The 18,521-nt window shown below is 50.9% G+C and carries 22 protein-coding genes; 9 read left to right on the top strand and 13 right to left on the bottom strand.

What is annotated here, in order from left to right; genetic code table 11:
- Positions 1 to 86: 86 nt before the first annotated feature.
- The 5 genes from B153_RS0100470 to arfB form a co-directional block, all read right to left on the bottom strand.
- The gene (locus B153_RS0100470; protein ID WP_020594679.1) at positions 87 to 1,685 is read right to left on the bottom strand and encodes a RagB/SusD family nutrient uptake outer membrane protein; all 1,599 of its coding nucleotides are present in this window, start codon (positions 1,683 to 1,685) and stop codon (positions 87 to 89) included.
- A 27-nt stretch (positions 1,686 to 1,712) separates the two neighbouring features.
- The gene (locus B153_RS0100465) at positions 1,713 to 5,207 is read right to left on the bottom strand and encodes a SusC/RagA family TonB-linked outer membrane protein (RefSeq protein ID WP_020594678.1); all 3,495 of its coding nucleotides are present in this window, start codon (positions 5,205 to 5,207) and stop codon (positions 1,713 to 1,715) included.
- A gap of 384 nt (positions 5,208 to 5,591) precedes the next feature.
- Positions 5,592 to 6,599 (bottom strand): FecR family protein, encoded by a 1,008-nt coding sequence (locus B153_RS0100460; RefSeq protein WP_020594677.1) that lies wholly within the window; start codon positions 6,597 to 6,599, stop codon positions 5,592 to 5,594.
- Between the two features lie 52 nt (positions 6,600 to 6,651).
- On the bottom strand, positions 6,652 to 7,338 hold the full coding sequence (locus tag B153_RS0100455; RefSeq protein ID WP_020594676.1) for an RNA polymerase sigma-70 factor: 687 nt from the start codon (positions 7,336 to 7,338) through the stop codon (positions 6,652 to 6,654).
- Between the two features lie 204 nt (positions 7,339 to 7,542).
- Positions 7,543 to 7,944 (bottom strand): alternative ribosome rescue aminoacyl-tRNA hydrolase ArfB, encoded by a 402-nt coding sequence (gene arfB / locus B153_RS0100450; protein WP_026261811.1) that lies wholly within the window; start codon positions 7,942 to 7,944, stop codon positions 7,543 to 7,545.
- A gap of 167 nt (positions 7,945 to 8,111) precedes the next feature.
- Here arfB and B153_RS0100445 point away from each other — a divergent pair, with 167 nt between their 5' ends.
- The 6 genes from B153_RS0100445 to B153_RS0100420 all read left to right on the top strand — a co-directional run bounded on the left by B153_RS0100445 (position 8,112) and on the right by B153_RS0100420 (position 10,467).
- Positions 8,112 to 8,486, top strand: a complete 375-nt coding sequence (locus B153_RS0100445; RefSeq protein WP_020594674.1) for a hypothetical protein — start codon at positions 8,112 to 8,114, stop codon at positions 8,484 to 8,486.
- A 17-nt stretch (positions 8,487 to 8,503) separates the two neighbouring features.
- Positions 8,504 to 8,782: a hypothetical protein gene (locus B153_RS0100440; RefSeq protein WP_020594673.1), complete on the top strand. Its 279-nt coding sequence runs from the start codon at positions 8,504 to 8,506 to the stop codon at positions 8,780 to 8,782.
- Between the two features lie 180 nt (positions 8,783 to 8,962).
- Positions 8,963 to 9,322: a hypothetical protein gene (locus B153_RS0100435; RefSeq protein ID WP_020594672.1), complete on the top strand. Its 360-nt coding sequence runs from the start codon at positions 8,963 to 8,965 to the stop codon at positions 9,320 to 9,322.
- A 23-nt stretch (positions 9,323 to 9,345) separates the two neighbouring features.
- Complete coding sequence (locus B153_RS0100430; RefSeq protein ID WP_020594671.1) at positions 9,346 to 9,699, top strand: hypothetical protein; 354 nt, start codon at positions 9,346 to 9,348, stop codon at positions 9,697 to 9,699.
- 65 nt (positions 9,700 to 9,764) lie between these two features.
- Positions 9,765 to 10,115 (top strand): hypothetical protein, encoded by a 351-nt coding sequence (locus B153_RS0100425; protein ID WP_040760653.1) that lies wholly within the window; start codon positions 9,765 to 9,767, stop codon positions 10,113 to 10,115.
- Position 10,116: 1 nt separating this feature from the next.
- Complete coding sequence (locus B153_RS0100420) at positions 10,117 to 10,467, top strand: hypothetical protein (RefSeq protein ID WP_020594669.1); 351 nt, start codon at positions 10,117 to 10,119, stop codon at positions 10,465 to 10,467.
- A gap of 51 nt (positions 10,468 to 10,518) precedes the next feature.
- Here the strand turns inward: B153_RS0100420 and B153_RS0100415 are convergent, their stop codons facing one another.
- From B153_RS0100415 to B153_RS0100385, 7 genes are all read right to left on the bottom strand, one after another.
- Positions 10,519 to 11,157: a hypothetical protein gene (locus tag B153_RS0100415; RefSeq protein WP_020594668.1), complete on the bottom strand. Its 639-nt coding sequence runs from the start codon at positions 11,155 to 11,157 to the stop codon at positions 10,519 to 10,521.
- A gap of 53 nt (positions 11,158 to 11,210) precedes the next feature.
- Positions 11,211 to 12,461, bottom strand: coding sequence for an FG-GAP repeat domain-containing protein (locus B153_RS0100410; protein WP_026261809.1), 1,251 nt, complete (start codon positions 12,459 to 12,461; stop codon positions 11,211 to 11,213).
- Positions 12,462 to 12,504: 43 nt separating this feature from the next.
- The gene (locus B153_RS0100405) at positions 12,505 to 13,350 is read right to left on the bottom strand and encodes an MBL fold metallo-hydrolase (RefSeq protein WP_020594666.1); all 846 of its coding nucleotides are present in this window, start codon (positions 13,348 to 13,350) and stop codon (positions 12,505 to 12,507) included.
- Positions 13,351 to 13,369: 19 nt separating this feature from the next.
- On the bottom strand, positions 13,370 to 14,224 hold the full coding sequence (locus tag B153_RS0100400; protein WP_020594665.1) for an SDR family NAD(P)-dependent oxidoreductase: 855 nt from the start codon (positions 14,222 to 14,224) through the stop codon (positions 13,370 to 13,372).
- A 61-nt stretch (positions 14,225 to 14,285) separates the two neighbouring features.
- A complete protein-coding gene (locus B153_RS0100395) occupies positions 14,286 to 15,020 on the bottom strand; it encodes an SDR family oxidoreductase (RefSeq protein WP_020594664.1) in 735 nt (244 codons plus the stop codon).
- The gene (locus B153_RS0100390) at positions 15,004 to 15,354 is read right to left on the bottom strand and encodes a darcynin family protein (protein ID WP_020594663.1); all 351 of its coding nucleotides are present in this window, start codon (positions 15,352 to 15,354) and stop codon (positions 15,004 to 15,006) included. Before B153_RS0100390 ends, B153_RS0100395 begins: the two co-directional genes overlap by 17 nt.
- Before the next feature lie 77 nt (positions 15,355 to 15,431).
- The gene (locus B153_RS0100385; RefSeq protein ID WP_020594662.1) at positions 15,432 to 15,998 is read right to left on the bottom strand and encodes a Crp/Fnr family transcriptional regulator; all 567 of its coding nucleotides are present in this window, start codon (positions 15,996 to 15,998) and stop codon (positions 15,432 to 15,434) included.
- Positions 15,999 to 16,132: 134 nt separating this feature from the next.
- Here B153_RS0100385 and B153_RS0100380 point away from each other — a divergent pair, with 134 nt between their 5' ends.
- Together B153_RS0100380 and B153_RS0100375 are read left to right on the top strand one after the other, a co-directional pair.
- Complete coding sequence (locus tag B153_RS0100380; protein WP_020594661.1) at positions 16,133 to 16,699, top strand: hypothetical protein; 567 nt, start codon at positions 16,133 to 16,135, stop codon at positions 16,697 to 16,699.
- A 163-nt stretch (positions 16,700 to 16,862) separates the two neighbouring features.
- Positions 16,863 to 17,342, top strand: a complete 480-nt coding sequence (locus tag B153_RS0100375; protein ID WP_020594660.1) for a hypothetical protein — start codon at positions 16,863 to 16,865, stop codon at positions 17,340 to 17,342.
- Between the two features lie 67 nt (positions 17,343 to 17,409).
- On the opposite strand, the gene B153_RS0100370 is transcribed toward B153_RS0100375, so the two are convergent.
- Entirely contained in the window at positions 17,410 to 17,778 is a 369-nt protein-coding gene (locus B153_RS0100370; protein ID WP_020594659.1) for a hypothetical protein, read from the bottom strand.
- Between the two features lie 238 nt (positions 17,779 to 18,016).
- Between B153_RS0100370 and B153_RS0100365 the strand changes: the two genes are divergently transcribed.
- Positions 18,017 to 18,436 (top strand): lipocalin-like domain-containing protein, encoded by a 420-nt coding sequence (locus B153_RS0100365; RefSeq protein WP_020594658.1) that lies wholly within the window; start codon positions 18,017 to 18,019, stop codon positions 18,434 to 18,436.
- The last annotated feature ends 85 nt before the right edge of the window (positions 18,437 to 18,521 follow it).

The raw sequence follows: 18,521 nt of genomic DNA, 5'->3' as shown, positions 1-18,521 counted from the left end.
TTACACAAAGATTCACAGAGAGATATAAGATTCACAAAGAACTCCGTGTAGCTCCGCTTTCTCTGTGTGCTAACTCCAATAACTCACTACCAACCCGGATTCTGCGAGAGCGTGGGCGTCAGGTTCCGCTCTTTCTGCGGAATGGGCCACAGGTAATGCCGGGATTTGTCGAACACCCGATTGATACCCACAACCTGAATCGTCGTCAGCTTCCCATCCGTTCCTTTATAGGTGATGCCATAAACCGGGCCGGGAATTACCGTTTCGGCTGTTTTCCAGCGACGAATATCGAACAGATGCTGCCCTTCGAACGCCAGCTCAACCGTCCGCTCCCGACGAACAATGGCTCGTAGTTCAGTCTGGGTTGGTGTACCCGTGATGGCCGGTTGCTTCACATCAGAACGGCCATTGCGAACCGTATTGATGGCAGTGAGTACACTCGCGTCGATCTGGTTCAACTCAATTTTAGCTTCGGCATACGTCAGCAGGATTTCGGCATAGCGGAGCAGGATGATGTTGATGCCGTTGTTGCCCGGATTGGCGTAATCGTCCGCATTGATGTATTTCTTGAGATTGAATCCCGTAGTCGAGGCAATGTAGGTATTGCCAACGGCATCGGGTGTGCCACTGTTCGGTTCGGGCCGGAACGTAATGCCGCTCGGCAACACATCGCCCGTCAGAAAGATCGAAAACTTAAGCCGGGGATCACGATTAGCGTACGGATTTGCCGGGTCATAGCCGCTCGTCGGATCGGTGATCAGTTTACCGGCCGTCGTTTCGTACATATCCACCAGCGCCTTGGTCGGCACAAAATTACTGTTGGCGCTTTTCTGGCTATACGGAGCCATATAGGAGAACACATTGACCGGGTACGTATCCTTGATAAACTGCCGATCGAGCAAAACTTCCTTATTGTTCTCAGCCGCGTAGGTGAATAACTTTTCATACGAGTCGTTCAGCCCATAGATGCCCAGCTTCATGACTTGATCGGCAGCATCGGCGGCTTGCTGATACCGACCCGCCAGCAGATTGGCCCGCGCCCGAAGCCCAATAGCCGCCCCTTTGGTAATCCGGCCTTTGTCGGCAGCCGCATAAGTAGCAGGCAACAGCCCAGCAGCATCGCTCAATTCCTTGTCTACAAAATCCCAGATCTGCGCAACGGGAGTGCGTGCCAGAGCCCGGCTTTCATCCAGTGAAATAGCCGTTGTCACGAGGGGTACATCCCCGAACAAACTCGCCAGCTTGAGGTATTGGTAGGCCCGAAGCGCCCGCGCTTCGCCTTTGAACTGGTTAATAAGCGTGGTATTGGTCGATGATACTTTATCGACATTGGCCAGAAAATAGTTGCAGGCCCGGACACCTTTGTAGGCTTTGGCCCACTCGCCATACACCCGCGAACTGGTGGCATCGTATTGTCCCAGCTCGATGTAGGCATGCAAATCGAATGGTTGATTGACATGGCCAATATCGGTCAGGGCATCCCAGCTAAAAATATTGGTGCTGTCGAGGTCGGTGTAGAGTGAATTGGCGGCCAGTCGGGCATCGTTCTCGGTTTTCCAGAACAGATCTTCCGACAGCCGATCGTTCGGAACGGTATCCAGCAGTTCGCGGTCGCAGGCAGTAAGCGACAGTCCAACGGCAAGTGCCAGGACAGCCAGATGTATGGAATAACGTATTGATTTCATGGGATTGTTGTCGGTAAAGTGATCGGGTTAGAAGTTCAGGTTCAGGCCAAGTGTATACAGCGACGTTTGCGGATAATACACCGCCCGACCCGACCCCACTTCGGGATCCAGATTCCACTCGTTCAATTTCGAAATGGTAAAGATGTTGGTAGCCGACACATATGCCCGAATTCGGTTCAGCCGCAGTTTGCTGGCTAAAGGCCCAGGCAGCGAGTACGCCAATTGAACATTTTTCAACCGGACATACGAGCCATCGATAATCAGCCGATCGGAGGTCGCTACGTTCCGCAGATCGAACTTCAGTGGCCGGGGAAAACGGGCATCGGTATGGTCGGGGGTCCAGTAGTTGTTGGTATAGATCGAGTGCGTAAACCCTTCCTGATTTCCCATTTCGGCCAGGGCACCAGCTAGGCGGGTGTCGACTTTGGCAGCACCCTGAAAGAGCAGATTCAGCTCAAAATTCTTGTACGAAAAATTGGAGGTAAGCCCAAAAGTAAACTTAGGAAACGAGTTGCCAATGTTGGTCATGTCGTTGGCGTCGATCTTGCCATCGCCGTTTGCATCGATGTATTTAACATCGCCGGGTTTGGTATTGGCAGCATAAGTCGCTTTATAGGCATCGATTTCGGCCTGTGATTGGAACAACCCGGCTGTTTTGTAGCCCCACAAGGTGTTGATGGGTAAACCTACGGCAATGATGTAGCGTGGGTCAATATCCGATCCGAGAATGTATGGTCCGGTGCCTTTCAGGTCGACGACTTTGTTTTCGTTGATGCTGAAATTACCGCCCAGATTATACTGGAAACCTGACGAACTTTTGGCACCCCGGTAGTTCAGGCTAAATTCCCAGCCCTTGTTTTCGACCGAACCGGCATTTTGCGGAGGTGCTGTCAGCCCAACCGTTGCCGGGATGTCCAGATTCAGCAGAATGTCGTTGGTGAGCTTGCGGTAATAATCGATGGTCAGGTTCATACGCCCCCGCATAAACGACGCATCCAGTCCTAAATCCAGTTGGGTAGTCGATTCCCAGCCCAGGTTGGTATTCGCCAGGCTCGTTTGCCGATAGCCCTGCACAGCCGCTCCGTTGAAATCATACCCACTGGCTTTCAAAGACGCATAATAGCTATACAGATCGACGGACTGGTTACCCGTTATACCCCACGAACCCCGCAGTTTCAGATCGCTTACCGTTGGCTGAATCGTCTGCCAGAAGGCTTCTTTCGACAAACGCCAGCCTGCCGAGAACGACGGGAAGAAACTGTACTGTTTATTGCCCGTAAACTTCGACGAGCCATCGTAACGGCCATTCACTTCGACCAGGTATTTCCCGTTGTAATCGTAGTTGATCCGTCCGAAATACGACCGTAGACCGTACACGGCATCACTTCCTGAGTTGCTCTTGGTACCATCGTTCGCCCCCTGCCCAATCGACTGGATGTCGTTGTTGTAGAATCGTTCGCGGTAGGCCGTCAGGAAGTTTTGGGTGTTGCCAATCTGCGAATACCCTAGCAACCCTTTGACGTTGTGATCGCCGATATTCTTGGTATAGGTCAACAAACTAATCAGGGTGTACTCCCGCAAGGTATTCCGAACTTCGGTCAGGGTGTTGTTGGCCACTGTTTTCACAATGCCCGTATTCTTATCGGTATTCACATACGAATTACCGAAATTCTTTTCCTGGGTGTAATAGGCCCGGCCTGCCAGTTGGGTCGAAAAGGTAAGTCCATCCACAATGTCCCATTCACCTTTAATCGAGCCAACCAGATAATCGGCAAATCGCTTGTTCAGCCCACTGATTTCGGCATACATGAGGGGGTTATTTCCCTGCGTACTCAGGCCATACGTACCATCGGCATATTTGGGAACCGCCCAGAGCGAACCGTGTAACAGAAAATTGATCGGGTCGACATTAGGGGTTTGGGAGTAATTGTAGCGGTAGTTTATATCGCCACTCACACGCAGTCGGGGGGTTATGGTGTAATCAGTGTTCAGCCGGATTTCCCCGATTTTGCTGTTGTAATTCGTAATAATCCCACCCTGATCCTGATAGCGCAGGCTCAACCGGGTACGTAAAGCCTCGCCACCGCCCGCCACCGACAGGGTGTGATTCTGCTGGGGAGCCGATTGGAGTACGGTCTGAAACCAGGTATTGGGCAGTGGGTATTTTTCGCGGTCGGTAGCCGTTACGTATGCCTGAATCGACTGCTCTGTAAACCGGGCAGGTAAGGCCGAACCCGCATTCGTATAGGCCGCCACCTGCATCCGCATATAAGCTTCGATGTCCATCATGTGGGGGGTATTGATGGATTTTTGTATGGCATAATAGCCGTTGTAATCCACCTGAACTTTGCTGCCTTTGGCCCGTTTGGTGGTTACCAGCACAACCCCGTTCGTAGCCCGCGACCCGTAAATGGCGGTCGAAGCCGCATCTTTCAGAATCGAAATGGATTCAATATCGTCGGGGTTAATATCCTGCAAACGCTGCTCAATCCCGTCCACAATCACGAGCGCATCGTTTTTGCTCATGTCGTAACCGCCCGAGCCATTGTTGGTGCCCGCCGTATTGCCAATCCCGTTGATATTGAAGGTCGTAATCCCCCGAACACGAATCGCTGTTGTTGAACGACCGGGTGAACCTCCCTGATCCAAAACCGTAACACCCGGCAATTGCCCCTGCAATGACTGCTGGATGTTGGAAACCGGCCGACGGGCAACTTCTTCACCACTAATCTGGGACACCGCATTGGTCAGGCTTTCGCGCTTCTGCGTACCATACCCAACCACGACCACTTCGTCAAGCTGTTTATTGTCCGTTGCCAGCGTAACATCCAGGCGACTACGACCACCAACCGCCACCTCCTGCGTTGTGAAACCGATCCCCGAAAAAACCAGTACAGCCGTAGCCGGGGCATCGATTGTATACTTTCCGTCGGCGTCGGTGCTGGTACCTTTAGTGGTGTTCTTGATGACCACATTAATACCCGGCAAGGTCTCCCCCGACTGGCCCTTCACCGTACCCGTAATCGGACCTGCTACTACTTCCGCCCGAATACCCATCGATGTCAATGCCGTTGGCGTTTTTACGGGGTTATCAACTGATGGGCTAGGCTCCTGAGTGGTAATGGCTTCTACCTGCTGGCTATTGAGAAGGGCTACTTTTTTCGCCTTTTTTTCAGCCAGAATCAGGTAGGAATTACTGTTCACTTTTTTGTAGCGTAACCCTAAAGGGCGCAGGAGATTCTCCAGATTTTTTTCGAGCGTCGATTTCGCGTTCAGCTTATCCGACGATACCGAAATGCCGTCTACAGTACGGAGTTCAAATAGAATCTCGGCGCCATACTGCGCTTTCAGTTCATTCAGCACATCCTTGAGCTGACGGTTCAATACATGCGTAGCAGCTACCTGCTTTTGCTGGACATTGCTGGCGAATACAACCGATTGCGACCAGCCGGGTCGTAGGCCAACCAGCAGGAGCACAGAAAGCAACCCAATCGGTACGGTTTTTCGTAACGGATTTGTCATAAGAACGAAGGATTAAGAAGTGGGTCATCCAGACACGGATGAGCCATGTGAGTGATCAAAAACCAGGCTTTCCTTATTCCTGAGAACAGGCCGCCCAAACGCTGGTATCCGGGCAGGGGTAATGTATAAACGAGTGTAGTAAACGTGCCAGAAACATACTAGTACTGTTAATTGATGGGCAAAGATTAGTAAGCGAAAAACCTTTTCCAAGAAAAATTTAAAAAATTGACTATCAGCATTTTACATATTAGTCTATCGAGAAATACGGTTATTCGGTCCGGCCGTTTATCCTGATTTTCGATAAATCATTGTAAAGGTTCTGAGCAACAGTTCATTGCCTCTACCCGGTAGTTTGCTAACCTTCTGCGTTGAGCGAGCTTTGCGTTACTGATCCGTAATCTGCACCTGATTACCCTGCCGAACTACGTTGATGTCTAATAATTCTGAAATGGATTGTAAAAGCTGATCGACGTTGTCGGCCCGGAACGACCCCATGAGCACCCGCTCGGCCAACGCCCGATCTTTAATCGCCACTTGCAGGCCATAATTTTCTTCGAGCAGATAGGCCACTTCCTGTAATGTGGTTTCATCGAATACAAATCGTTTTTCCTGCCAGGCAAGTTGCTGCTGCGGTTGCTGGGTGGTTTTTAAGGCCATATGATTCTGCGGATCAAGCGTCACCAGATCGCCGGGTTTCATAATGAGCTGTTTAGCCGTCTGACCTTCCTGATAATGCAGCCGTACTTTTCCCCTGTTTAGCACCACTCTGGCTCCCCGCTTCCGGGCAAAAACCGAGAATTCGGTACCCAGTACCACTACATCAAACTTATTGGCGGTTTTTACCACAAATCTCTGGTCATCAACCGTATGAGTAACAGAGAAAGCGGCTTCGCCCGTCAGCCAAACTTCGCGGGTTTTATGACCGAACGCCCAGCGAGGCACCCGCAAACTGGAGTTGGCATTCAAAACGACGGTAGTTCCATCAGCCAGTCGAAGCGAGCGGGTTTCACCGAAGGCCGTCTGGTAGGTCTGATAGAGAATCTGACTGCGAAACAGATAGCTACCCAATCCAAGCAGGAGCATCACAGATGCGGCTACCAGCCATTGCCGCCAGTTCGGATTCGTCGTAAATGGCTGGGTGCGTGTATCATCCGCAAGGCCAGTTATGTCGGAATGCGGATTCTCGGTCAAAAACGTGGCGTAGCGATGGAATGCCTGGTCGGTTTGCGCCAGATATTGCGGGTGCTTCATTTCCCACTCTTCCAGCCATTCGTAGTATTGCTCTTCATTGGTCTTCTGCTGTAGCCATTGATCGATCATCTCCCGCTGAAGGGGTGAAGTCTTTCGATCAAAATGACTAAATATCAACTCCTTATTTATTTCGGCTTCCATATCGTAGAGCGGGTTGATGGTTGATGAGAGAATGGGTGGTTAACGAAATGAATTAGTATAGGAAAAACAACCGCCAGACAACCGCCAGCACAACGAGCCAATGGTCTTTCAGCCCTTTTCGAACCATGCTCAGCGCCTTCACCATGTGAACCTCGACTGTCTTGATGGAAATGCCAAGCTCAGCCGCGATGTCGGCGTATTTCTTGCCCTCAAACCGACTCAACAAAAACACCTTACGGCATTGTGGCGGCAGGGCTTCGACCAGATCTTCGACCCGCCGAAATACTTCTTCGAACTGGAGAACCTGGTCGGGACGCTGGCTACTGGCAGTTTCCCGCGTTTCGGCGGTTTCGATATCGTCCAGTTCCTGAAATTCCAGCCGGAGGTAATTGTAGGCTTCGTTACGAACGCTGCGAAACAGATAATACCGATACGATGAGGTGACGTTTTCGTAAGCTTTCGTTTTCCAGAACTTGCAGAACACATCGCTCACCAGGTCTTCGGCGGTTTCTTTCGAATACACAAACCGAACAGCGTGGCTACACAAGGTCTGATGGTATCGCCGAAACAGCAACTCACAGCCTTTCTGCGGGCTTTCGGCAAACGCTCGACGAATAAAGAGTTCAGAATCAGCGCTGGCGGCTTCCGTTGAGGCAGTGGGTTCATGGGCTCCCCCCTGAACGGTAAGTGGTACCGGAGTCGGTTGATCGGACGTTGGGATCAGGGGACGAATTTGCATAGTCTGTGACTTACGGAACGGGTCGCCAAAAAGTCAATCATATACTATACAAGACAACTTCTCCAGAAAAACCCCTTAGTCAATTGTAAAATTTTCTAAAAAAGATTCTATTGATATACTACTTCTAGAGTTAATGCCCACTCGATAGTGTTGTCAGTTACAAGGGTCTAGCATCTGACATCATAAAATTTCATAGAACCATCCCTAATAATCCACGCGTTTTCGACCTTCTTTCACATCGCTTTTGCGTTTTTTCTGGCTGATCCGTTCCTCAACAGCGGCTTTGGAGGGTTTGGTAGCTTTGCGGGGTTTGGGCGTTTCAAAGGCTTTTTCAATCAGCCGATAAAATTTCTTCGTGACCTTTTCTTTGTTGGCTAGTTGCGTACGTTCGGTCTGATGGGTCAGGACCAGTTCACCCTCCGTTGTCAGTTTGGTTGCCAGTTTTTCTTCCAGCACAGCGCGTTCTTCGTCGGTAAGCAGAGCCGAGTTGCGAACGTTGAACCGTAGCTCAGCCTTAGTGGCAACTTTATTCACATTCTGGCCGCCCGCTCCCCCACTGCGAGCAAACTGGTATTGAATTTCGGGCTGTAATCGTGTGGCATCCATACCGGGCAAGGTAGCTAACAAATTAGAAAAAACCCATCCCTCCACCGAACAAACTCAACAGGCACCAGTTCCTTTTCAAAGCTAGTACCGGGGAGCGGAACGACTTAGCGAACAAACCAGCTAAGTCTAGACGCACCTGACCATCAGATATTCGACAAACCCAGATAATGATTTCAAAGGATCACACCCAGATTTCGCTCATCGATGAAACCGTCAACACCCTCGATGGAAACATGGATACCTCAACAGCGACCGATGGCCTATCCCTCATCGATAAATGGCTGAACCGGCTGGAAGATGTCAGCGATGAGGCCACCGACGACATTGCCGAAACTCTTGAACGCCTTCGGCCAGAACTGGATACGGCTCAACGATATAACCGGGTCGATAACTACCAGATTGCGAATCTCTTACAAGACTTGATTGAACAAACCCGCGCCATTGTCGCTACGGTTGAAGCCAGTGCCGAGCAGGTAGAGCTTTCGCAATTGATTGCGGTTCTTGAGAATCTGCATCGTCAGGCAGTGAGTCGAATCGAGTAACCTAAATCCGTATCCTTATGGCACAGAATCAGCAGGCTTCCAAAAAAGATAACAAGCTGACGGATCGGTCTGGCGGAACGACAGATGCGAAATCGGACGTTCCAACCACTTCATCAACAGAAGGCGTACAACCAAGGTCTACTGATGAAACAGGCGATGCCGGTTATGCGGAAGCAAACCGCTCGACAGCAACGAAGCTGTCCCGAAGTGACACGTCTCGGGTGAGTGGTACGGGTGTTTCAGGGGACACCGCCGATACGTCTACAACGCAGTCGAATGGTCGGTCACAATATTGACCCCACGAAACGTTTGGCTATTGAGGTTATGGAATAGACCACAACTCTTTCTGAAACAACAGCTTACGAAAAGCCCCAAACAAACCCACCTATAGCGTAGTTATTCAAAGACCAACCACCGACAGACTGGGAATTGTCGGCATTATTCGTCGCCCGGCCTGTTGTTAAAGTTCAAACAATATGGTTTCTCACGCATTGGACCAAAGGTTATTTGAGCGAACAGATAGCCTCACCGACGAACATAATTCCATCCTGACTTCCACGCCCGAGCGGATCGGCCTCATTGATGGGTGGCTGAAAGTTGTTCAGGGCAACGAGCATACAGAGCTGATTGAAGGCAAACTTCAGGAACTCCGTGACCAGCTCCAGCTAAATCACCCTGATCCTGACCGGGTTCGGGAACTGCTATTGAGCCTCGCCGACTCCACATCGTTGATTGCCCAGGGCTCGCATATGCAGGAACAGACTGTCAACAAACTGGAAGATCTGGCCACCACCCTGCGCAAATTAGCAGGTGTTCAGGTGGTTGAAACCCGATAATTCACCCATCAATCCTATTCACTATGCTAGGCTCGAATCAGTGGGAAGAGAGTATGCTCGATAATACACTGGCGATGTTTCGTAACGATAGTCAGACACTTACTCCCGACCAGGGTATTACCCTCCTGGATGGTTGGCTACAGGCCTTACAGGGCGACCCGAACCTGGATCAGCTTATCGGTCAGCTTACCGAGTTACGCATAGCTTTACAGGCATCGTCGCCGGATGGCTCTTACATCCGACAGATCATGGGTAGTCTGGCCGACAAAGCACAGGCCTTAGCCGAAGATGTTGACTCGGAAGGCACCTGGACGGGTGGCCTGGAAAGTCTGTCCAAACTACTGCGGTCTTACGGGGACAGGCCCGCTAAAAACTGAGACGAATCCAATACAGGTGTACGGGAATGCCCGTTACCAGCCCCATCACCACCATAAATACTACTATGGAAGCAACAGAAACAACCCTCGAACACCGAATGCTGATCGATACACTGGGGGCATTCGGCGATGGCACACACGCTAGCATTACGGCAGAGCAGGGAATTTTATTGCTCGAAGGCTGGCGCAATGCCCTTCCCGGCAATGTAGGAACCGAACGCATTCTGGGAGAGATTACGGCCCTGCGCGATCATTTAAAATCAGGACATGCTGATGGCGAAACGATACGTCAGTGGCTTCTGAATATGTCCAGCCATATGATGATCCTGTCGCATGAGCCTTCGGTCGATAGAGCCACCGTGCCTCAACTTCAACAGCTAGCAACGGTGTTCCGTAATTTTACCAACCAGATCTGATATGTTTACGCACGAAGATGCCTCCGAACTACTCGATTCGACCATGACCGTTCTGGATAGCGAACCGGGTTCAACCTCTCCGCAGGATGGAGCCAATATTATTGACCAATGGCTTACGCAACTTCATCAGGCCGAAAACGCTGGCCCCATAGCCCAAACCCTTGAGCAGGTAAAAGAACAGCTACTGAAGGACTCCATAAACAGTGACGAGCTTTGTCAGGTATTAAACACGCTGGCAACCCAAACGAGCGAATTCAGTACACGAATGGGGTCGGAAGGCGATATGGCCACCCGGCTGGAAGCGCTTTCGGCTGGTCTGAAACTACTCGCTGGGCAGGTCAGTCATGCTTAACCCTACAGCAGTGCCCTCACAGTCTGAAACCTCGGTCCGTTACCGGGAAGGTTACTTTTCGGTAATGGCTTTGGATAGGGATTGCCAGGATTGATTCAGAAGCTTCTGAATTTTCTGCCAGTCGGATTCAGTCATCGATTCGCCCCGCCGATCCCGAAACAGCATCGCTTCGGTCCGCAATCGGCCGTACTCCGCGCAACGCTCAATTGGAATATGGTACATATCAGCCACGATTTGCGCCTGTAACCTGGCCCATTCAGCAGGCGGGTGCCGTTCCCGCTCCCGGCGAATTATCCACCATTCGAGTTCGTTGCGGGCACTTTTGGCTACATTTAGCGGCTGGGTGCTTAAGTCGCTGATAGACCCGTAAAACGCTTCCAGATAGGGCAAAGCCCGGTTGTAGTCGGCTCGGCCTTTTCCATCTTTAAACAGGAATGCAGCCCTGGCGGCATAATACGCAATTACAAACGACCGCCAGAAAGGAGCATGGACCTGTCTTCGAACTAGCTCGGCCGACTGCCAGAAGAGTTTTAAAGGTTTCCGTTCATAATAAGAACGCCACATAGCCCTGTCGAGTCGGGCTACATCGACAGGGTCGAAATGGCGAAGGTCGGTCCGCCGGGGCATATACATATCTATGAGTACCCACCCAATCAACAGAGCCAGTACAATCAGCACAATTCGTTTCATGTCGTTTTACAACACAGGCTCTCACTTGTTTTCAACCTAAGCGCGTGGAGGCATCAACGCTTTAATTGATTCCAATAAATCAACACATTGAGTGTAGCGCGGCCCGATGCGATTAAATCCAGATCGCCATCCCCGTCCAGATCGGCGGCTTGCAGGTCTTCGCAGGCCATTCGTATGCTATCGTCGAGTGGATAGCCTCCTACATTATCCTGTTCTTGCGGTTTGTATAACCGGACCCCCACTTTTTTCTCAGCATTCGGATTCCGCCAGCCAGCCACAATCTGATCGCTGCCGAGCCCTAGAAAATCGCCACAAACCAGCGCGTGCCCCTGATTGAATATATCCGTCAGCACAGTAACCTGCTTATCCTCCACTGCTTTCCGTCCCTTTTGGAACGAGTAATCCCCCGTTTCGACCTGAAGCAGATTGCCATGCATGGGCTGGATGGTGGCAATACTTTTTCCCTTGTCCAATCGTCGAATTTCGCCGATACCCTCTACCCCTTTGTTCAGCAGAGGCAATGCATTGCTCGCAGCCTCGTCATCCACGGGCTTCCATTTATTTTTCCGCCATTCGAAAATCTGCCCACCTTCTTTTCCGGCTACAATGATTCCGGTTGCCTCGCCATCCTCCCATACTTCAAAATTATGCGTCAGGTGCATGGTTGAATCGACCAGATGTCGCTTCCAGCTATTGCGGGGGTTTTTGGGCAATTCATACCCCCAGATTCGAACGCCCTGCCCACTGCCATTCCGGTTATGCAGGCCATGTAGCGGTACCACGATCAACTGGTAATTCTTCCCTACTTTTGCCCAGCGCATCCGGTGCGTGGTTACCTCGTGCGGCAGTCGAATAGCCTCCCAACGCTGGGTGGGGTCCTGCGGTCGAACGAGGTAGAAAACGGCGCCCGATTTAGTACTATCGTCGGTTTCGGCCGGATTCCAGCCAGCCCCCACAGCGACTTCCACCCGCCCATCCCCATCCAGGTCACGAGCGGCTATGCATACATTATCCTGTGGAGTCAGGTTCGCGGCCATCACATACCGTTTCCATCGTGCGGTGGTGTCGCCCGCCATACGAGCCCCTGGATTTTTATACCAGACAAACTCCTTCTGATCAGCCAGCAAAATATCGGGTTGACCATCTCCATCCACATCACCAATAGCCAGACCGTACCCAATACTAATCTGATTATCAACCACCTGTACTTTAAAGTTCGGCATTCCCGATGGCGTTGAGCTTGTTTGGGCCCATACGGGCAGGGCAACGGACAAACCAAGTAGTAAGGAAAGGGTGTTTTTCATGATGGATGCTGGCTTACAGACCAAAGTCGGCCGATCTGTGCTTCTACCGACTCAGGCTTATACGCTCGCCCAGCTGCATGACCCGGTACGGTGTGTTGTATTGCTGACAAGCCTGCACAAAATCAGCCGGGTCGGCCGTATTGAAGGCAAACAGGTCGTAATGGTGCGGAATCACAAGACTAGCCCCAATTTCTTTTCCCAGCCGGGCGGCTTCGTCGGCGTTGAGATTTCCGGCTACCTGCCGTTCAGGTTTGTTGCCGTTGATGGGCAGAAAAGCCACATCGACCTGAAAAGGCCGTAGCCATTCAACCATGCCCTCATACCAGAGTGTATCTCCGGAATGATATACCCGATAAGGGCCTACCTCAACCACATATCCCATGAACTTAGGCCGTCCTTCGGCATCCCGTTCGAGTTCATTATGCGCAGCCGGAACCCCATGAAACACAAACCCATCGACCGTAACCGACTGACCATCAACGAGGCCAATGGGCCAGGCCGCTTCACTCTGAAGCCGGTCGGTAACAAAGGCTCGATTGGCTTCGGGAATCACCAGTTGAATCGCTGGATTCGCCTGAATCAAAGGCAGTAAGGTTTCCGCATCCAGGTGATCGGTATGGTTGTGGCTCGACGTAACCACATCAATGCCTGCCAGCGTTTGTGGCTCGATCACCAGCTCCGAAATACGCACATGGGGTTTGTCGGTATGGGCATATTTACGACTCAATGAATCGGACAGATACGGATCGAACAGTAACCGCTTACCGGCATATTGAAGCAGAAAGCCGCTCTGCCCAAGCCACCAGATATGTAAGGCATCGGGTCGATCATGCGCGGCTTTGATGTCGGCCAGCAGGGCGTTGTCTTTTTGAAAAGCAGGTTTCAGCATAAAAGGGAGCCTTTGCGATTTATTGTTTTTTGAGTCCGCTTACTCGCCCCACAACCCAGTCTACAAGTCGGGCCGGGAGCCGGGGCACTAGCCAGCCCATCAGTTTATTCGGCACAATGGCATAACGAATGTTTGGCCGTGCGGTTTCATGAATCGCCACGATGCGCTTACCCAGATCATCGACCGAAAAGCCATTCGCTTCGGAGGTTTCGACCTGTTTTAAAAACCATTGCATAGCCGGGTAATAAGGTGTGGACTGATACGCGCTCATATCCGTTCCCTTACCCCAAATGGGTGTTTTAACCGCGCCCGGCCCCACAATAATTACCTTGATACCGAACAGAGCCAGTTCCCGGCGCAGGCTATGCGAAAACCCCTCAACGGCAAACTTCGAACCCACATAGGCGCTCATGAATGGAATCGCTACTTCTCCGTTTACCGAACTGATATTCAGAATCCGGCCCGGTTGTACGGGGTGGTCAGGCCGGGCACCCAGCAGGGGCAGAAACGCCTGCGTTACCTGTGCCAAACCAACCACGTTCACCTCGAAATGCTGCCTGAACACATCCATTGGCTGGTATTGTACAGGACCACCAAACGCTACGCCCGCATTGTTGATTAGCCCGCCCAATCCACTACCCGCCAGCCGATGCGCCAGGTAATCAGCCGATTTCGAGACGGCTTCGGAATCGGTCACATCAAACAGCAGTGGTTCAAACTGAGTCCCCAATTCAGCCTTCAACCGGTCGGCATCCTGCGAATTACGGACACTCCCAAATACCGTGTACCCGCGTTCAATAAAGTGTTTGGCAGCCCCGTAGCCAATGCCGGTCGATGCACCCGTGATCAGAATCGTTTTGCTACGTACTTTCATACCGTAAAGCTACACCGAACTCCCAATTTCAGAACGAATATCGAGCCTACAGTCTTTTCGCTCAACCATGTTTCAGTAGCCGATCGGCAATTCCGGGAGCCAGTCGATGAATCATGCGAAATAATTTAACCTTGCCCACATTTACGACCGACCGCCCACGTTCAACGCCCTGAATCAGTTCATCCGCTACTTGTTCGGGCGACATCTTTCCCTTGCCGCGTCCGGCCGTCATGGGCGTATCGACCAGCGGAAGCACAACATCAACAACCTGAACAACTGAACCTTCCAGTTGATACCGTAACGCTTTCGTAAATACCTGCAAACCCGCTTTTGTAGCCGAATAAACCGGAGCCGACCGCTTGGGCGAAATACCCAAACCGGAAGTAATGTTCACAATAGCCGCTTCGGATTGCTGACGTAACTGAGGAATCAGGGCATCGCAGAGTTGAATCGCAGCCGTTAGATTGACCTGGATTTCACTACCAACCCGCGACTGGCCCGAAGCGTCGTCGCCCAGAAGGTAATTGAACTGAACACCTGCGTTGTTGATTAAGACCGAGCAGTCGGGGAAGCGCTGCTGAATCGTTTGAATCAGGTCTGCCACCTCCGAAGGGACGGCCAGATTATACATCAGAAAGACCACATCAGGATAGCCGTCACGCAGTTCTGCCATCCGCTTTTCGTTTCGCCCAACTACCACGAGCCGATTCCCCCGGCCATGTAAACTATGCAGCAACGCCAGCCCTACCCCCGACGTTCCGCCTGTTATAAGAATGGTTTTATTTATTAGTTTCATGGCTATTCTGGCTGGCTTCAAATTCCCGGAAACCGTCTTCGACCGATACAATCACATCGACCAGTTCAATGTACGGTTTTCCAAACAGAGACGTATCGCGCAGGGATTCCATCAGAAAATAGTAGTCCCGCAGGTCGGTACAGGTTAGCAGCAATACGTCCGATACACGCGCATGGAAGGTTTCGGCATCAAACAGGCGGGTCGAAACGTTCGGCTGGTAGTTTGCCAGAATGGGGGCTACTTCGGCCGTAAAAATGTCATTTCGCTCTGAGCGTGTCAGTTGCAACCAGGCCGGTAAAGCCCGGTACAGCACAAAAATGGTGTATGTGGTCATAAACAAAGTTTGGATTGTTTACGACAAAGCAAGCGCCCGCTAATTGGTCTGGCATTTACATAGGTAAAGAAATCACATTAGCGCCCAGCCCGAATCCGGCTTAACTGCGTCGGGGTGATGCCCAAATGAGAGGCAATATGGTACTGTGGAATGGCCTGTTCGATCGTAGGAAAGTCACGCTGAAATTTTTCGTAACGGGCTTTGGCATCCAGCATAACCAGATCAATTTCGCGCTGCTCCTTAATCAGAAACAGGTGTTCGGCCTGTCGGCGAGCCAGCCGTTCCAGAGTTGGGTGTTGATCATACAAAGCTTCAATCTGCCGGAAATCGGCCGTCAATATAGCACAGGGCGTTAAGGCCTGTACCGATAACGGACTGGGGCGATTGAGCAGCAAGGCATAATAGATACCCATCAAATCGTTTTCGATAAAAAAGGTTTTGTTGTATTCCTCCCCGTCGGGCGACGTAGCGAAGCATCGAAAAATCCCGCTTATTACAAAGGCAACCGTATGGGTGCTGTCGCCAGCCCGTACAAAGAAGTCATGTTTGGCGATGTTCTGGGGGGAGAATAGCCGACCGAAGGCTGCCTGTGTTTCAGGTGTCAGCGTAGCCAGTGCATTGAGCTGGTGAAACAACTTTTCCATATCCTGCAAAGTACGCCATCGAGTCAACCAATTCGACGTAAATTGAGTTACGAATTTAAAGAGTGAACGAGTGAAAAAGCGAAAGCCGCCCCGCTAATCATTCATTCGCTCTTTCACTCTTTCACTCTTTACGTATGCAGGATATTGAGCCCTTTTATGGTTGGGAAAAGTACTACAACGCTTCGGAAGATGAACGGTCGCCGTTTTATGAGCGGGAGTACAATATGCAGCAATATGAGAATACGATTTACGGCTATTACATCCACCCATTGTGGGATGAAATAGGTTCCGAGACGCTGTATTGCAAGATTCTATTTGCCAATTACGACCGTGAGTTTGTGGTTATCGAACTCTTTGGCGAATGGAACGATACCTTGCACAATGATATTATGTATCTGAAACGACAGGTAATCGATCCCCTTGTCGATGAGGGAATTAAGTACTTCATTCTCGTCACGGAAAACATCCTCAACTTCCACGGCTCCGACGACAGCTACTATGAGGAGTGGTTCGAAGATGTGGAAGATGGCTGGATTGCGGCCATCCACTCTCCAGAGTTTATCGAGCGCGAATGGAAGAAGTATCACCTCGACTATTATATCAATTTCGGTGGTACGCTCGACCTCGCCAACTGGCGGACTCTGAAGCCAGCCGGTTTGTTCGAACTGGTCAATAATTTAATTGTAAGGCGGTTGGGGTAAGAGGGCAAACCGGGAAGAGAGGGAAGAAGGAAAGGAAAATAAAGCCAAGCAACCGCTCCGTTCTTCCCCCTCCTCCTTCTCTTCCCTTTCCTCCGTCTACGCTTGCTTTTCCTCTTGTTTCTTGTCAACTTTCGCTCATTACCAACATCCCACAAAACATCCTATGGATACGAATGACAAGGCCAAAGCAACCGAGCAGGCCCAGGCAGCCAAAGCAACAGCCGCCGAAAAATTAGAAGCGTTCAAAGCCGAAGCCAGCCAGCACCTGGATGCTACGGCTGCGCAGCTCGACGAACTGAAAGATAAACTGGTAGCCCAGGCTCAGGAATTTGGCAAAGACATTGACATCGAAGGGCTGAAAGCCAAAGCAACGGAGCATTTTGAAGCCGCCAAAGCCTCAACAGCCGAAAACCTGGCGAATCTACAGGCCCAGGCCGAAACCGTTTTTGCCACTGCCTCAGCCAAAGCCGATGAACTGGCCGATGTAGCCGAAGACAAATTCGACGAGTTGAAAGCCGATGCCGCTGTACAACTGGAAGCCGCTCAGGCTAAACTAGATGAGCTGAAAGCCGAAGCCGCGCTACAGATCGAAGTGGCCAAAGAGAAAGCGAAAGGGGTTTGGAACCAGTTATTTGGCGAATAATTCGGGCAAGTTGTAAATAAACGGCCTGACTCTTGCTGAGTCAGGCCGTTTATTTACAACCCATTGGTTAGCCGTGTTTAGGGCCGTGCGGTGGCCGCCCAGGCCCGCCAGGGCCGCCTGTACCATTCATAGGTGGCGTATCGGTACCACTATGAGGATGCGTGTCGGTGCCCGAGTGAGGGGGGCTATCGGTACCACTCTGGGGAGGAGTTGCCGTTCCACTATGCGGGGGATGTGGCCTCCCAGGACCAGGGCCGTCGGTACCGCTGTGAGGGGGTGTATCAGTACCCGAATGCGGCCCTGTGGCTGTTCCACTGGTAGTAGCACTCGTACGGGCTGCACTCGTTGAATCTGGCGACAGATCCGAACTTTTCGTACAGGCATAGCCCACCAATAAAGCAGTTACTACACAACCTGCTACAACAAATTTCTTCATTGACGTATTGTTTAGGGATAAATCAGTAATTCTTTTTAGGGTTTCTAAAAAGGGATTACGCGGGGCAACAGGTAAACGTGGCAGTTTTAACCAAAAATAAATCTAAATTTTCGAGCAATTAGTTAACTGGTTATCAGAAAATTACAAGAAACAGACTTAAGTAATAATCCTTATACGCAACCTAAGTGCTTCCAACCGGCAACGTATGAATCGGGTCTTGCACTAAATACGAGCTATTATGAATCGTTTGACCATCTTTCTGCTGCTCTTCTTGCTGACGCATTGTCGGTTATCTGAGGAGTTAATCCCCGACAATCCAATTACTCCTGTATCTGGTCAGGGCCTGCCCGGCACATGGCAATGGTTTGAACGGGGGTATTCGCAGGGAACTGGTTATTATATTGACGAGGTATCCTCTAATCCACAACAGACGATTAGATTTTCAGCGGATGGGCATGTACAGACTTCGGGGAGTGGCCTGATCAACTATCAATCATTCAGCCAATTTCGACTCGATACAACCAGCAACGGAGTCTATATCTACTTTTTGCCCAGTACGGCCAACTATTCCGAACGGATTACCCTAAACGGTGATACCCTCCGCCTGTATCCGTCCTGCTATGAAGGTTGTCACCTGGGCTTTTTACGAATCAGATAGAATGCCCGATTCGAAGCCAATGCCCAGCCACTAACGAATTGGTGGGCAACGCGAAAAGCCGCAAATCTTGATTTTTGGGGCAAAT

The organism is Spirosoma panaciterrae DSM 21099 (assembly GCF_000374025.1).
Lineage (GTDB): Bacteria > Bacteroidota > Bacteroidia > Cytophagales > Spirosomataceae > Spirosoma > Spirosoma panaciterrae.
Note: the sequence above shows the minus strand (reverse complement) of the source record. Positions and strands in the feature narration are given on the sequence as shown.